Origin of the sequence: Acinetobacter johnsonii (genome assembly GCF_048551975.1) — a bacterium.
Taxonomy (GTDB): domain Bacteria; phylum Pseudomonadota; class Gammaproteobacteria; order Pseudomonadales; family Moraxellaceae; genus Acinetobacter; species Acinetobacter johnsonii_A.
Window position 1 is genome coordinate 1 of the sequence record NZ_JBIMCF010000073.1, and the last position, 1,040, is coordinate 1,040.

Below are 1,040 nucleotides of genomic sequence, written 5' to 3' on the forward strand. Positions count from 1 at the left end.
AGGCTTTGTTGCACAAAGCCGTTCTTAAGGGCTTCTTCGGCAATATAATTTCCAAATGAAGAAGCCTACACACAAAATCTACCGCACAACCAATTGGCCTGCATATAACCGAGCTCTCATTAATCGTGGGAATATTGCCATTTGGTTCGATCCAAAAACACAATGGTATGCAGAACCACAAGGCAAACAAGGTCGAAGTAAAACCTACTCCGACATAGCGATTCAATGCTGTTTAATGATCAAATCTTTATTCAGACTCTCTTTACGCATGGTTACAGGTTTTGTTCAAAGTCTCATTCATCTTTGCAGATTAGATTGGACAGCTCCAGATTACACGACGCTTTGTAGAAGACAAAAGCATATTGATATTGCAATTAGTTATCAGAAAAACAGTGATGGGCTTCATCTACTCGTAGACTCTACTGGCTTAAAGTTTTTGGGTGAAGGTGAATGGAAACGTAAGAAACATCAGCCCGAATATCGTCGCCAATGGCGTAAACTTCATATTGGTATAGATGCCAAAACCCTGCAAATACGAGCAGTTCAGCTTACAACCAATAATGTAAGTGATTCACAGGTACTTGGTGATTTACTTGATCAGATTCCACAAGATGAGCAGATTGACTCTGTTTATACCGATGGAGCTTATGACACTAAGCATTGCCGTCAGATTATTGCAGATCGGCAAGCGCATGCGGTGATTCCGCCAAGAAAAAATGCGAAACCTTGGAAAGATACAAAGATCAGTTCGCTAGAGCGAAATGAATTACTTCGAACAGTTAAACGTTTAGGCAGGACACTATGGAAAAAATGGTCAGGCTATCATCGGCGAAGTTTGGTTGAGACTAAGATGTATTGCATTAAATTGTTGGGGGATAAACTCAGTGCTAGGAATTTTGACAGCCAAGTGAATGAGATCCATGCACGCGTAGCGGTATTAAATAAATTTACAGAATTAGGCCGACCTCACACCCAAGTTGTCACTTAAAATTGAGTTACTTAGGATAACTCTGTCTTTTAAGCCTTTATGCAACAAAGCC

General features: G+C 40.4%; 1 protein-coding gene. It reads left to right on the top strand.

What is annotated here, in order from left to right:
- The first annotated feature begins 55 nt into the window (after window positions 1-55).
- Entirely contained in the window at window positions 56-988 is a 933-nt protein-coding gene (locus tag ACG9ZB_RS16670) for an IS5 family transposase (RefSeq protein WP_176537456.1), read from the top strand.
- Window positions 989-1,040 lie beyond the last annotated feature (52 nt).

Coding starts and splice junctions, on each gene's coding strand:
- ACG9ZB_RS16670 (WP_176537456.1), top strand. CDS start 56: ATGAAGAAGCCTACACACAAAATCTACCGCACAACCAATTGGCCTGCA.